This window comes from Pedobacter sp. N36a (assembly GCF_014472395.1).
Taxonomy (GTDB): Bacteria; Bacteroidota; Bacteroidia; order Sphingobacteriales; family Sphingobacteriaceae; genus Pedobacter.
In genome coordinates this window covers 376,056-388,326 of the sequence record NZ_JACSZW010000001.1, presented here as the reverse complement: position 1 = coordinate 388,326, position 12,271 = coordinate 376,056, and the positions used below count along the sequence as shown (strand labels likewise).

General features: G+C 40.5%; 13 protein-coding genes. 10 read left to right on the top strand and 3 right to left on the bottom strand.

Annotation, left to right across the window (positions count from 1 at the left end; all coding sequences use genetic code 11):
- Positions 1-116 precede the first annotated feature (116 nt).
- Positions 117-560, top strand: a complete 444-nt coding sequence (gene mscL, locus H9X96_RS01880; RefSeq protein ID WP_062549750.1) for a large conductance mechanosensitive channel protein MscL — start codon at positions 117-119, stop codon at positions 558-560.
- A gap of 298 nt (positions 561-858) precedes the next feature.
- Here the strand turns inward: mscL and H9X96_RS01875 are convergent, their stop codons facing one another.
- A complete protein-coding gene (locus tag H9X96_RS01875; RefSeq protein WP_187664638.1) occupies positions 859-1,728 on the bottom strand; it encodes a ChaN family lipoprotein in 870 nt (289 codons plus the stop codon).
- A 180-nt stretch (positions 1,729-1,908) separates the two neighbouring features.
- On the opposite strand from H9X96_RS01875, the gene H9X96_RS01870 reads away from it, so the two are divergent.
- The 7 genes from H9X96_RS01870 (at position 1,909) to tsaB (ending at position 6,188) form a co-directional block, all read left to right on the top strand.
- The gene (locus tag H9X96_RS01870; RefSeq protein ID WP_187664637.1) at positions 1,909-2,724 is read left to right on the top strand and encodes a LiaF domain-containing protein; all 816 of its coding nucleotides are present in this window, start codon (positions 1,909-1,911) and stop codon (positions 2,722-2,724) included.
- Positions 2,725-2,759: 35 nt separating this feature from the next.
- Positions 2,760-3,803 carry a sensor histidine kinase gene (locus H9X96_RS01865; RefSeq protein WP_255430949.1) on the top strand — a complete coding sequence of 348 codons (1,044 nt, stop codon included), beginning with the start codon at positions 2,760-2,762 and terminating at the stop codon, positions 3,801-3,803.
- On the top strand, positions 3,800-4,537 hold the full coding sequence (locus H9X96_RS01860; RefSeq protein WP_187664636.1) for a LytTR family DNA-binding domain-containing protein: 738 nt from the start codon (positions 3,800-3,802) through the stop codon (positions 4,535-4,537). Before H9X96_RS01865 ends, H9X96_RS01860 begins: the two co-directional genes overlap by 4 nt.
- A 109-nt stretch (positions 4,538-4,646) precedes the next feature.
- Positions 4,647-4,805, top strand: a complete 159-nt coding sequence (gene rpmH, locus H9X96_RS01855) for a 50S ribosomal protein L34 (protein WP_073232865.1) — start codon at positions 4,647-4,649, stop codon at positions 4,803-4,805.
- A gap of 63 nt (positions 4,806-4,868) precedes the next feature.
- On the top strand, positions 4,869-5,264 hold the full coding sequence (locus tag H9X96_RS01850) for a ribonuclease P protein component (protein ID WP_187664635.1): 396 nt from the start codon (positions 4,869-4,871) through the stop codon (positions 5,262-5,264).
- Positions 5,248-5,481 (top strand): membrane protein insertion efficiency factor YidD, encoded by a 234-nt coding sequence (gene yidD / locus H9X96_RS01845; protein WP_187664634.1) that lies wholly within the window; start codon positions 5,248-5,250, stop codon positions 5,479-5,481. Before H9X96_RS01850 ends, yidD begins: the two co-directional genes overlap by 17 nt.
- A 23-nt stretch (positions 5,482-5,504) precedes the next feature.
- Positions 5,505-6,188 carry a tRNA (adenosine(37)-N6)-threonylcarbamoyltransferase complex dimerization subunit type 1 TsaB gene (gene tsaB / locus H9X96_RS01840; RefSeq protein WP_187664633.1) on the top strand — a complete coding sequence of 228 codons (684 nt, stop codon included), beginning with the start codon at positions 5,505-5,507 and terminating at the stop codon, positions 6,186-6,188.
- A 31-nt stretch (positions 6,189-6,219) separates the two neighbouring features.
- Here tsaB and H9X96_RS01835 read toward each other — a convergent pair whose 3' ends face one another.
- Both H9X96_RS01835 and H9X96_RS01830 read right to left on the bottom strand, forming a co-directional pair.
- A complete protein-coding gene (locus tag H9X96_RS01835) occupies positions 6,220-7,623 on the bottom strand; it encodes a DUF5723 family protein (RefSeq protein WP_187664632.1) in 1,404 nt (467 codons plus the stop codon).
- Between the two features lie 55 nt (positions 7,624-7,678).
- Positions 7,679-9,241, bottom strand: coding sequence for a hypothetical protein (locus H9X96_RS01830; RefSeq protein ID WP_187664631.1), 1,563 nt, complete (start codon positions 9,239-9,241; stop codon positions 7,679-7,681).
- A 92-nt stretch (positions 9,242-9,333) separates the two neighbouring features.
- Here H9X96_RS01830 and H9X96_RS01825 point away from each other — a divergent pair, with 92 nt between their 5' ends.
- Both H9X96_RS01825 and priA read left to right on the top strand, forming a co-directional pair.
- Positions 9,334-9,723: a DUF423 domain-containing protein gene (locus H9X96_RS01825; RefSeq protein ID WP_187664630.1), complete on the top strand. Its 390-nt coding sequence runs from the start codon at positions 9,334-9,336 to the stop codon at positions 9,721-9,723.
- Between the two features lie 2 nt (positions 9,724-9,725).
- The gene (gene priA / locus H9X96_RS01820; protein WP_187664629.1) at positions 9,726-12,203 is read left to right on the top strand and encodes a primosomal protein N'; all 2,478 of its coding nucleotides are present in this window, start codon (positions 9,726-9,728) and stop codon (positions 12,201-12,203) included.
- Positions 12,204-12,271: the final 68 nt, after the last annotated feature.

The window sequence follows — 12,271 nt, the reverse complement described above, 5'->3', positions numbered from 1 at the left end:
CTGAGTCTTAAGCAGGAAAAAAATGAATTATCGCTGAATAGCAAGAATAGATGCAGGTTTTGAAAATATTTTCCTACTTTTATTAGGACGTTTAACATCAAAAGCTAATACTACTTATGAGTTTTGTAAAAGAATTTAAGGAATTTGCAGTCAAAGGCAATGTGATTGACCTGGCTGTCGGCGTAATTATTGGGGGCGCTTTTGGCAAGATTGTGACCTCCCTGGTCAATGACTTGATTATGCCTCCAATCAGTTTGCTGATTGGTGATAAGGGATTTGTCAATTTTTATGTCCCGCTGAGTGCGAAGGTGAGAGAATTTGTAGCGACTAATCCTACTGCTTCTCTGGAAGATGCCAGGAAAATAGGTCCTGTGTTTGCCTGGGGAAACTTTGCAACAGAGGTGATCAATTTCCTAATTCTTGCAATGATCATTTTCTTAATGGTAAAAGCCATCAATAAAATGAAAAGAAAGCAAGAAGAAGTTCCAGCTGCAGCTCCTGCACCAACACAAGATCAAGTATTACTTACAGAGATCCGCGATTTGCTGAGAAACAAATAAACTGTTTTTTATAAAATTTAAACCCCTTAGATTGAATGAGTTTTTCTTCAATTTAAGGGGTTTTTCAGTGAGGGATTATTGTGAAAATTCCTGAGCTAATTTTTACTGAATGGTAGTCGGACACTGGTCGGGAAGAGGTCGGACTTATTGTAGGGTTCGGAGGGGGTTCGGTTAGGGTTGCCGTAGGGGGTCTGCAATGTTTACTAAAGCAACCCTAACCGAACCCCCTCCGAACCCCCCAGAAAAACAGGTCTCTTCCCGAGCATTATAGATGCCTTTTTGGACTGTAAAATTTGATTTAAAAGGTTCTTTTAACCGCAGGATCAGTTAATAAGATATAGTCGCCGAGACTGCTGTATTTCTCCCAGTCGGGAGAAATAAAATCCTCGCCTGAAAAACAGGAGATATTGGCGATTTTCAATTTCGGCAGCAAAGTTTTCAATTTTGCCAGGGTACCTAATTTTTCGTCACTATGGAAACGGCCGTTTACCTGGAAAACTTTTGTCCCTTTATTACTTTTCAAATATTTGGCAATAGACCAGGACATGGTGGCATCCCAAAGATTTTGTGTCTGGTAGATTTTCATCGTACCCATGCCATGACCGCCTAGCATGGCTATAAATTTCTCATAATATTTTCCCGTTGCCGTGTCTACAGGCAGGGGAGGAAGAAAAGGACTTGAATTTTTTGGGAATTGATCCAGGATGGATAAGCCGGATTTACTTACTGCATTGCTGTATCGGGTGGCAGCGTTGGCCGCGATTACTGGTAAATGATAGGCTTTAGCATATTCAATCATCGGTTTATAGTCGTCGTAATTCTTCCAGACTCTAGCTTCTTTGACAAAGTTCTTCTCAGAAATCAAGCCCAATAGGTATTCATCCATTACCGGCTGAACGTCGTTATGGAACATTTCTAAGCTCAATACTGTTTTTGGGAAGCTGCTGCTCATTTTTTGATAAAGCTCAAGTTCTAACTGATGAGCAATAGCGTCGTTGTGTTCTTCGCCGAAAAATAATACATCCACATTCTTCATATTGCTGAGGATCTCCTCCAGCTGGATGAGCTTTTGTTTTTTTACATCATAAATTTTGTAATGTGCGATTGGCACTTGTGCAATGGATAATAAAGGCAAAATGCAAATCAGTGTAGCGAGTATTTTTTTCATAGTTTTTGCTTGTCTGTTCGTTAATTAGAATTATTCCAAATTAACGAATAATTTTTACCGATAAAAAATGGGGCTTTACCGACCATTATCATCATCCGGGGTAATTTGGATTTTTAAATGGGCATTGATCTGTTACATTTGAGTAGAATACACATAGATTAAACGAATAAATTGAGCACGATGGAAAAGTGGAATGATGGTAAAAAAAATAACAGCACCTGGGCCGGGCTGTTTCTTTTAGTTTTTGGATTGGTCTTCTTGTTGAGAAATGTAGGCGTTCAGCTCCCATATTGGGTATTGAGCTGGCATACCATCCTGCTGGCGATTGGCTTGTTGATTGGCTATAAAAAGAATTTTCAGGGGGGTGGCTGGCTGGCCATGGTATTAGTAGGGGCATTTTTTACACTGCAGCGCGTTACTGACGCCAATATGTCTAAATATTTTTTTGCGATGGCCTTTATCATCATGGGACTTTACCTGATCTTCAGGCCTAAATCCAGTCGCATCAATAGTCCGAAATGGAAAAAGAAACCAGTTAATTTTACAGATAGCACTTTTGCAGGTCCGTCAGCTTTTAAAGATTCACCAGATTTTACTGCGGCGGAAGATCTCAATGTAGCAGAACCGGAAAAGGATAAAGCAGGCTGGGTAGATGAAAATGATGTGATCGCGGCGGTATGTGTTTTTGGTGGAACAGATCAGCATGTGTATTCCAAAAATTTTAAAGGAGGAGAGATGATCGCTGTTTTTGGAGGCTGCAATGTGAATTTAACGCAGGCAGATTTTGAAGGGGCAATTGTGCTGGAGATTGTAGCTATTTTTGGAGGCGTTAAAATCATTATACCTTCCAGTTGGGTAGTGAAGTCGGAAGTGGTGGCGATTTTTGGCGGGATAGAAGACAAAAGAGGTCCTGTTGTTCTTTCGGATGGGGGAACAAAGATCATTAAGATTACCGGACTGGCCTTATTCGGCGGCGTGGAGATTCGGAATTTTTAAATGTACCATCAAACACCAATTAAATTCCTTGTATTTTGACCAACAGACCGCTAGCCAATAAGAACATTAAACGATATGCCCTGGTTATTTTTTTAGCCTGGACCTCGATATTTGTCCTGCTTTTCTATTATACTTTAAACTTTAGCTGGTATATGTCGGCTGCTGATAGCCTCGTCACAAATGGCTTGCTGGCACTTGCCTGCATGATTTTAAGCAATATGCTGGGCTATTACCAGCCAAAAAATGAAACAATTTTGTTTGTGCTGGTGATTACCCTGATCCTGGCCGGACTGATTACTTTCATCAGCAATGTATCCCTATCTTATTTGTTTGCCAATGCGCTAACGTACCGGAGTTTTTTACAGCTTTCGCTGATTCTAAGGTTCATTATCGTCTTTGTTTTTCTCGCCTGGTGTGCAGTAGCCAATATTTTATGGTATCGATTAGAAGAACAATCGGCCACGCAGGAACGCCTGCTTACTGCCCAAAACCTTAGTAAAGAAGCAGAATTAAACAAATTACGCCACCAGCTGCAGCCTCACTTTCTTTTCAATAGTCTTAATTCTGTATATGCGTTAACGATTATGAATCCCACAGAAGCAGGAACGATGATCATGAAACTGGCCTCTTTTTTAAGAGGGAATCTGAAAAGAGACGATGATATCTGGATAAAAGTAGCGGAAGAAATGGAATACATTCAGCTGTACCTCGATATTGAAAAAGTACGTTTTAGTCACCGCTTAAATATTGATGTAAATGTTGAAGAAGAAACCTTAGATTTATGTCTGCCAGGTACACTGTTACAGCCGATTGTAGAAAATGCCATTAAATTTGGTTTGTACAATACTGCTGCTGCCATTACGATTTCTATCTTCGTAAAAGTAGAAAATAACAGGCTGGTAGTGACCGTGCAGAACCCTTTTGATCCGGAAATGAAGGCCACAGGCGGCACTGGATTCGGATTATCAGCCATAAAGCGCAGGTTATACTTGTTGTTTGGGGATGAGCAATTGCTCCAAACCAGCGCAACAAAAGACAATATATATAGCACAACCTTAAAAATACCTCAGAACCAATGATGAGAACGATTTTAATAGATGATGAATCCCTGGCGAGGGATGTAGTAAAGCATTATCTGAGCAGCTTTCCCGATATTGAGGTAGTGGCAGAATGCAGTGACGGCTTTGAGGGGATTAAAGCGATTACACAGCACCAGCCGGACTTTATTTTCCTGGACATCCAAATGCCCAAGATCAATGGTTTCGAAATGCTGGAGCTGGTAGAACAGCATCCAGCAGTCATCTTTACCACCGCATTTGATGAGTATGCGATTAAAGCTTTTGAAGTGAATGCAGTAGATTATCTGCTGAAGCCGATAGAAAAAAGCCGGTTTGACCTGGCGATACAAAAATTACCTGCCCGTTTAAATCAGACGGAGCAGTACAGTCGGGAGCTACTGGATTCGGCCGCATTGAATCCCGCGCAGCAGAATAGGGTAGTAGTTAAGAAGAATGGCATCATAAAAATCATCGCCGTTGCAGATATTCATTACCTCGAAGCAGACGATGATTATGTGAAGTTAAGCACCACTGAAGGTGCTTTTCATAAGAATAAGACGATGAGCTTTTTTGAGCAAACGTTAGAATCTTCACAATTTATTCGTATTCATCGATCATATATCATAAATTTGGCCCAGGTGACAAAAATAGAACTGAAAGAAAAGGACAGTTATATTGTTCTTTTAAAATCTGATATATGGCTTCCGGTAAGTAAAACGGGCTATATTAAGCTTAAAGCAGCGCTTGGCTTGTAAGATTTTAAGGAAAAATGAAAACTACCTTGAATTCTATTTGCAATTAAAATAAAATCAAGCTATATTTGCACCTCTTATTTAAAAAAATAGTCTAAGATATAATACAGTTATGAAAAGAACATTCCAACCTTCGCAAAGAAAGAGAAGAAACAAACACGGCTTCCGCGAAAGAATGGCTACAGCAAACGGTAGAAGAGTATTAGCTTCTCGTCGTGCAAAAGGAAGAAGTAAGCTATCAGTTTCTGACGAACGTCGTCACAAAGCATAATTTTTGATTGCAGCACAATAAGTGTTAGCAGATCACAATATCTGCAAATTTGCGATCAAAAACATGAACACATTTAATAAAGAAGAACGGTTATGTAGTAGAAAACTTTTAGATCTGCTATTTAAAGACGGTTCTTCTTTTTTATTATACCCATTCCGCATTTCCTATCATTTTGTAGATGTACCGCATAGTTTCCCTGCTCAGGTAGTGATCAATGCCCCAAAGAAACGCTTCAAAAGGGCGGTCGACAGGAATTTGATCAAGCGGAGGATTCGTGAGGTGTACCGTCTGCAAAAGAACATAGCGCTTTATCCGTCTTTAGAAGATTCAGAAAAGCTGTTGATCTTTTCTATTCAATATGTAGGGAAGAAGATCTATGAGTTCTCTTTCTTAGAGAAGAAAATGGAAGCTGCTTTGAAAAGGTTAATCGGCAACATCAAAAATGATCAAGGCAATTAAACTGGTGATCGGTTGGTTCTTTTTAGGACTGATTAAGCTATATCAATGGTTTATATCGCCGTTATTGGGTGCCAATTGTCGGTTTACGCCAACCTGCTCCCAATATGGAATAGAAGCGATAAAAAAACACGGCCCTTTTAAAGGAGGATGGTTAACTTTGAAGCGGATTGGCCGTTGTCACCCCTGGGGCGCACATGGCCATGATCCTGTTCCTTAATCCTGAATAATTATATTGACCCGATGATTACCATACTTCAAATCGAAACCGCTACACAAGTTTGTTCTGCTGCTATCTCTCAGGATGGCAAAACCATCGCACTGAAAGAAGAAATGGCCAGTAATATACATGCGGGAAGCCTTACTTTATTCATCCAATCGGTGATGGATACCGCAGGGTTAAAGTTCTCAGCGCTGGATGCCATTGCAGTAAGTAAAGGACCTGGTTCTTATACCGGATTGAGAATTGGCGTATCTACGGCGAAAGGATTATGCTTTGCATTAGACAAACCTTTGATCGGAATCGATACTTTGCAGATGATGGCAGAAGGTTTTTTGAAAGCCGAGCCGGATCATGAAGGATTGATCTGCTCTATGATAGATGCCAGAAGAATGGAAGTGTTCACTGCAGTTTTTGATGCGCAACTGGATTACGTATCCCCTGTAGAAGCGAAAATTATTGATGAGAAAAGCTTTGAAAGCTTATTAACGGCAAACCAGGTTACCTTTATAGGTGATGGTGCCGCAAAATGCGCAGAGACATTAACACATGAAAATGCGCATTTTTCTACTGCCAATTATAACTCGGCAGGTAACATGAGCCATCTGGCCATGCAGGCTTATACACAAGGTAAGTTTGAAGATGTAGCCTATTTTGAGCCTTTCTATCTAAAGGATTTCGTGTTCACTACACCCAAGAAAAAATAGAATTAGTATTTTCCGGGAAAAGTGAAACAAGTTACTTCTTAGAGAAGATGCCGAAAATGCGTTTGAATAATCCAGGTGATTCTTCTCCAATACCCGGCATTGTACTGCTGTTTTGTGGGTGTTCTACATAATTACCGAACTTTATTCCAACGCCAAGGTATACCGAAGCACCGTTATAACCTTTGCCAATGCTGGCGTCTTTTTTGAGGAGGCCCTGTGCTTGACTGGTCGTTTTCAGCAAGTCGTCTGAACCCAGAAATACTTCAAAATTGGGGGTTTGATACATGGTTTGAAGTCCCAGGTAAAATAAATTGTGGAAATTGTAAGTAGGACTGGCTGTTACAGAGAAGCCATTGTACTTAAATTTATTGACCATCACTGCATCGCCGCCTTCGAAAAACAGGTGCTTAGACACAATAAAAGCAGGCGTCCATACCCCAAAACTTTTGGAAACCATAAAATCTATTTTTGCATTGGTAGCGGAGTAAAAACCACCCGTATCGGCGTTTTTTGTCAGCGCATTTGTAATTCCGTTTTTGACGCTTTGTTCTTCCCCAGGGCTGCCGTCCAGCAGGATTTTTGCGTTTACATTTTTATAATACGATTGACTGTTCCACCTGATAAAGCCAAGGTCTTTTAAATTTCCCATCAGGAAATACCCGCTTTTACTTTGGTAAGAAGTACCTAAACTGATCGAAGCACCCGGGTTTCTAAAAGTAGGCATAAAGGTATTACTGCTCAGTTCATCTACATCTATGAAAGTACTGCGGTAAGCACCTTTGAAAATGGCATGAGCGGTGCCTGCTGGCCCATCTTTCTCTATTCCAGATTCCCTGATGTTGAGTTTGTTGTAACTGGTTCCGCTCAAAAGACTTAGTTTAGCACCAAAGGCCAGTCTTTTGGTATAGTTTTCCCGGTAAGTGACACTGAATTGATGATAACTCTGCGCATAGCCCTTGTCATTAAAGATGCCATCTCTAAAAGACTGGTTAGTAAGCCGATCAGGATCGTCAATGATGATTAATGTTTCATTGGTGTATTTTGCCAGCGCATCGGTCCTGACCTGCCAGGAAAAGCCTAGCTCTTTTTGGTATTTATAGGAATTGAATATTTTCAAGGTCAGGAGATAGGCATTGCTTTGCTGATAAACAGTATTGAGCCCGCCACCTAATGGAATGTCCTTGGAATTGCTGGAACCCTCTGTAATGAGCCTCCGTATATAGTCGGAATTGCCTTTACTTGCGGCGTTCAGGCCCAGATATGGCAAGAAAAAATTCGAAGCGTATTGTCTGGACGAATCCAGCGTAAATACCTTCTGAGCAGGGTTTTCAAAGCCGTCATAAAGTGTTTTCGTATTGAAAAGACCATATTGCTGCGCCTTTATTTGATGGGCGAATAGTAACAGGAAACAAATAGAGAGCGTCTTTTTTAACATATATTGTTATTTGCTTGACAAACTTGATGATTATTACTGATTTATTATGAGAATATTAGAAATCTTTTTCTGTCGTTATAATTTTATTAATAAGTAGATTGGTTTGGAATTTTCCGTGATCTCCAGTCAACTGATACACAAAAGACTCATAGTCTTTTAATGCTTTTTCGGTGTTTAGTTGGTTGAAAAATGGCAGATAAATATTTTTTGCCAATAAATTCCGGGAATTCCGTTGGTCTATGTAGAAATTAAGATTGGAATTATTTGGCAATTGGTTGTTCACATGGATAAAGGCCTGCGTATTGATCAGCAATTTATTCGCTCTGTAATCGCTTAGAAAAGATTGTAAGGTGGCTGCATTATTGGAAAAAACCAGGTAATTGTCGATGATCAGGTAATATGGTTTTTTGAAGGACTGAAAAGGAAGCCCGAAATAAGTGTACAGCAAATCTTGCTCTTTAAACAATTTCAGGTCTTCGGAATAATCTTCACTTAAATCAATCAGCAGCTGATCTAATTTATCACCATTACTCAGGTTAATGGCGCCAAGTTTTTCTCCGGTACTCAATTGAAAAGTCATCATTTGATTTTGAAAGTATTTCGGAAACAGCAAATCCAGGTTTAAGTGGTATTTCTGATTAATGGCCTCTGCCAGTTTTGCTCTTTTTTGATCTTCCTTATGTTCCTTAAACCAATGGTCCAGCTTTTTAATCCATGGCTCGTATTTATCCAGGGCATAAATGCTATAATTAGCCGTGCGTTCCGGCAAAATATTTTGGATGCTCATTTTTTGAGGATTCTCCTCCGCAAATAACAGGTAATAACTATCTGAGCTGTTGATCTGGGTAGTTCCGGTGAAAAGAACCCTTTCTTTGCTGTAATTATAGGTTAAAAGGGCAAAAGCATCCTGATGAGCCAGGATCGCAAGTTCGCCATTCAATTTGCCCGGAACGATCGGCTTAAGTAATGCGGGAATCCGATTGAAATTTACATAAAGCTGGGCCAGGCTGTTTTTAGCCAATTTACTGCCCGATTTAATGTAGTCTACAAAAGATTCGTCTTTTTTATCATAAGTTTTAGTCAATATCTTTTTGATAGGCCCTGGGCGATTGGAGAGCAGGATCAAATGATCTTTGATGCCCAGGTAAAAAACACTGCTGTCGGCCAAGGTCAGTTTGGTCTGATTCGCTGCGGTGTCTACCTGAATAGCTGCTGTTTTTAAAGCCTGAAACAGCTGTATTTTGCTGATGTCTTTATCGCTCTGCGTACTGAGGATGAAATCCAGCTCTTTTCCCTGTCCGGGAAGGATGGCCAGATAGACCATTTGCTTTTGTGTCAAGGCGTTTAAAACAGGGGAGGAAAGTACGCCTTTTTTTAAAGCTTGCAGGGCTTTGAATTTCTCCGCGCCCATGATTTCCTCGAAACTGTCTTGTTCTTTTAACAGGTCCAGCACACTTCTATCTTGCTCAAAAGAGAAGATAAATCCGGATTCACTGACCGCGGCATAGAGGCTGAGGTCGGACTCTGCATGTGCGGTATTTAATTTAGAAAAATAGAGATAGGCCATGGTTACAATGGCAGTTAGGAGTACGATGATGCTGAGTAGGATCTTTTTCATTGCTGTCCTTACAAATTTAATTTAATAAGTTGGGATTACTAAGAAAATGCAACCAAGTTTCTTAATTTTGGAAGATTAAAAAAGCCGATTTTATGAGCAAGAGACCTATTATTTTAACCGCCTCTCTATTTGGATTAACAGCAGTCGTATTAGGTGCCTTTGGTGCCCATGGTTTAAAAAGCCAGGTTAGCCCGGAAGCCCTGGAAATATGGAGCAAAGGAGTGGAATATCAGTTTTATCATACTTTTGCTTTATTGTTTCTTTCTCTGCTGAGTATGAACCAGCCAAAGCTGCTTAAGCTGGCTTATTATTTCTTTACTTTCGGAATTATCCTGTTTTCAGGATCTCTATATCTACTGGCCACCAGAGAGCTTACCCACATTGGGTTTGGCGCTGTTTTAGGGCCGATTACACCAATTGGTGGCTTGCTGTTTATTCTTGGATGGGGAAGTTTGTTCTTCGCCGCTTCAAATAATAAGTAAGGATGAGTGCTGTTCAGCTGGAATTCGAAGAACGTGAAACGCTGTTTATCGAAGTGATCTTGCCCTTGTCATTGGCGAAGAATTATATCTATAGAGTGCCTTTTGAGCTGAATGATCAGATCGCTGTAGGAAAGCGTGTGGTGGTTCAGTTTGGGAAGAGTAAAATTTATACGGCGCTGATTAAAAGTATCAGTCGGCAGGCTCCGGAAATTTATCAGGCCAAATACATCATCGATGTGGTGGATGAACACCCGGTCATTACGGCTTTACAGCTGGAGTTCTGGGAATGGATGACGAGCTATTACCTTTGTAATGAAGGAGAAGTGATGTCGGCAGCATTGCCTGCAGGACTGAAACTGGCCAGTGAAACCATCATCGTGCTGAAAGAAGAATTTCCTCAGGATGGTGAAGTACTTAATCTTAAACAAGAAACACTGGTTAATGCTTTAAAAGTGCATGGTCGGTTGACCATAGACCAGGTATCCGCCTTATTAGGTCAGAAAACTGTGTATCCGATCATCAATACTTTACTGGATAAAGAGATGGTTTATATTGCCGAAGAGGTAATTGAGAAGTATAAACCGCTGTTAAAATCTTTTGTTACCCTTCATCCCTTTTATCAGGATGAAGAGAATTTGAAAGAATTGTTTGCTGTTTTAGAGCGTGCTCCAAAGCAACTAAATGCGCTGCTGACTTATTTAAAGCTCTCCAGACAGCAAAGTTCAATTCCGAAGGCACAACTGCAGGAAGAGAGCGATTGCGGTCCTGCAGCGCTAAAAACGTTGATGGATAAAGAAGTTTTTGTCATAGAGAAGAAGCCGGTGAGCAGACTCAAAGAACAGGATGAAGATTTTGTGCTGAATTTTGAGTTGAGTGAAAGCCAGCAGCTTGCCTTGACGCAAATTGAAACGGAATTTGAAAAGAAAGATGTGGTGCTGTTGCATGGGGTTACTGCTTCCGGAAAAACGCAGGTATACATCAGGTTGATTGAAAAAGCAATTGAAAACGGCGGACAAGTTTTATTCCTCCTGCCGGAAATTGCCTTGACTACTCAAATTGTAGAGCGGATTCAGCGTTATTTTGGAGATGCGATTGGCGTGTATCACTCTAAATTCAATAATAATGAAAGGGTAGAAATCTGGAATAAAGTGATCAATGGTCAGTATCGGATCGTTTTAGGCGCAAGATCTGCAGTATTTTTACCTTTCCAGAACTTAAAACTGATCGTAATTGATGAGGAGCATGAATCTTCTTATAAACAGCAGGAACCTGCACCACGTTATCAGGCAAGAGATGCAGCAGTGTATCTGGCCTGGTTACATAAAGCAAAAGTAGTTTTGGGATCGGCAACGCCATCTATTGAAAGCTATTTCAATGCGCTGCACCAAAAATATGGATTAGTTACGATGTCTGAACGATTTGGTGGGGTAGCCTTACCTATTCAGGAGGTAATCAGCATTTCAGAAGAGACGAAAAAGAAAAAGATGATTTCTTATTTCTCCAGTCAGCTGGTGGAAGAAATTGAAAATACTTTGAAGTTAAAAGAGCAGGTGATCCTGTTCCAGAACAGACGCGGTTATGCCACAATCCTGATTTGCGCAACATGCGGTTATGCCCCAAAATGTGTGAGCTGTGATGTGAGTTTAACCTACCATAAAACGAGTGGTAAGTTACATTGTCACTATTGCGGCTACCATCAGAACAGTATCAATGTCTGCCCTGCTTGTGGTTCTGTGCATATCGAACAAAAAGGTTTTGGAACGGAAAGGGTGGAAGAGGAGCTGACGCTGATCTTCCCGGAAGCGAAAATTGCGAGGTTGGATGTAGACAGCACCAGAACAAAAAATGGACTGCAGCAAATCATTTCCGATTTCCAAGAAAAGAAAACTGATATCCTGATTGGTACACAAATGGTTGCTAAAGGACTGGATTTTGACAATGTAACCCTTATTGGGGTGATCAATGCCGATACTTTGTTGAACTATCCGGATTTCAGGGCCTTCGAAAGAAGTTATCAATTGCTGGCACAAGTAGCCGGTAGAGCTGGAAGACGAGACAAGCAAGGAAAGGTAATCATTCAGGCTTATGATGATAAACACCGGATCATTACTCAGGTAATTGATAATAAATACCAGGAAATGTATACGGATGAAATCCGTGAGAGAAGAGAGTTTCAATATCCGCCATTTACCAGGGTTATTTTTGTCAATATTAAACATAAGGACATGAACCTGCTGAATGTTGCGGCGCAGAAATTCGCGAATGTTTTAAAAGGACATTTGGGAAGCCGTGTACTCGGACCAGAGCAGCCGATGGTGGGCAGAATCAGAAATTATTATATCAAACAAATCATTATTAAAACGGATAAAAATACGGCCATCACTAAAGTGAAATCGATATTAAAAGACGTTATTTTGCAATTTCAGGCAGAAAAGGACTACCGTGGAGCAATTGTTCAGGTAGATGTAGACCCTTACTAGTTTTATTGCGATTGATACTGTGAGGATTATAATTTTGCTGCCGATTATGTGTTCGCATTAGCTTTCAA

What these genes read in the sequence shown, in the direction of transcription:
- H9X96_RS01870 (WP_187664637.1), top strand. Translation starts at nt 1,909, where the DNA reads ATGGAAAAGTGGAATGATGGTAAAAAAAATAACAGCACCTGGGCCGGG.
- H9X96_RS01860 (WP_187664636.1), top strand. Translation starts at nt 3,800, where the DNA reads ATGATGAGAACGATTTTAATAGATGATGAATCCCTGGCGAGGGATGTA.
- rpmH (WP_073232865.1), top strand. Translation starts at nt 4,647, where the DNA reads ATGAAAAGAACATTCCAACCTTCGCAAAGAAAGAGAAGAAACAAACAC.
- mscL (WP_062549750.1), top strand. Translation starts at nt 117, where the DNA reads ATGAGTTTTGTAAAAGAATTTAAGGAATTTGCAGTCAAAGGCAATGTG.
- H9X96_RS01850 (WP_187664635.1), top strand. Translation starts at nt 4,869, where the DNA reads ATGAACACATTTAATAAAGAAGAACGGTTATGTAGTAGAAAACTTTTA.
- H9X96_RS01835 (WP_187664632.1), bottom strand. Translation starts at nt 7,623, where the DNA reads ATGTTAAAAAAGACGCTCTCTATTTGTTTCCTGTTACTATTCGCCCAT.
- H9X96_RS01825 (WP_187664630.1), top strand. Translation starts at nt 9,334, where the DNA reads ATGAGCAAGAGACCTATTATTTTAACCGCCTCTCTATTTGGATTAACA.
- tsaB (WP_187664633.1), top strand. Translation starts at nt 5,505, where the DNA reads ATGATTACCATACTTCAAATCGAAACCGCTACACAAGTTTGTTCTGCT.
- priA (WP_187664629.1), top strand. Translation starts at nt 9,726, where the DNA reads ATGAGTGCTGTTCAGCTGGAATTCGAAGAACGTGAAACGCTGTTTATC.
- H9X96_RS01830 (WP_187664631.1), bottom strand. Translation starts at nt 9,241, where the DNA reads ATGAAAAAGATCCTACTCAGCATCATCGTACTCCTAACTGCCATTGTA.
- H9X96_RS01875 (WP_187664638.1), bottom strand. Translation starts at nt 1,728, where the DNA reads ATGAAAAAAATACTCGCTACACTGATTTGCATTTTGCCTTTATTATCC.
- yidD (WP_187664634.1), top strand. Translation starts at nt 5,248, where the DNA reads ATGATCAAGGCAATTAAACTGGTGATCGGTTGGTTCTTTTTAGGACTG.